General features: G+C 66.8%; 1 pseudogene. It reads right to left on the reverse strand.

The features are described 5' to 3' along the window. Positions 1-539 (reverse strand): annotated as a pseudogene (locus JaAD80_RS29075) (hypothetical protein); the annotation flags it as partial. Positions 540-731 lie beyond the last annotated feature (192 nt).

Consider the following 731-nt stretch of genomic DNA (forward strand, 5'->3'; position numbering starts at 1 on the left):
CTTGCCGCCGCCTGGGCGATGGCGCGCGGATCGCCGTTGCCGCGTGCCTGGGCCGCGCGGTTGACGGTGTCGGCGGCCAGGCGCACGAACTGCTTGGCGCCCTCAAATTCGCGGTCTTCATTCGACGACGCTTCCGCTTCCAGCCCCAGCGCGCTGCCGGCCGCCGAGGCCAGGCCGCTGCCGATCTTGGCGCCCAGCGGACCGCCGAAATAGCCGCCGATGGCGCCGCCCGCAAGGGGGATGGCTTTCTTCGCCACGCCCTTGAGCACGCCGCCCACGGCCTGGCCAACGGGCGACTTGATGATGCCGCCAGCGACCGACGCGGCCTTGCGCAGGAAATTGCCGAGAAACTGTTCCAGTTCGGCCTCATTGCTGACCGACAGCAATTCATTGGCCAGTTCCATCTCCTCGGCTTCGGAAAACATGGCATTCGCGCCCCCTTCGCCGCTCCACTCGCCCTGGCCGAACTCGAACTGCTCCGCTTCAAAACCCGACATCTCCTGCCCGTATTCCAGGGTCGTACGATCTATGTCATGCATGATGAGCTCCTAAAAATAGACACCTCGGTTGACATCCCAGCAACACTCCAGTGCCGCACGGCCTGGCTTGGCCGTGCGGCTAACTATCGGGCACGACAATGTGCCCGTCCTCGCGGCGCCAGCGGCCAGCGTTCCGCACTTGCCCATGCTCCGGCGCGCGCGCCGCCTGCCGCAGCAAGCCTGGCGCCAGGG

Origin of the sequence: Janthinobacterium sp. AD80 (assembly GCF_002878455.1) — a bacterium.
In the GTDB taxonomy this organism is placed as follows: Bacteria; Pseudomonadota; Gammaproteobacteria; order Burkholderiales; family Burkholderiaceae_D; genus Janthinobacterium.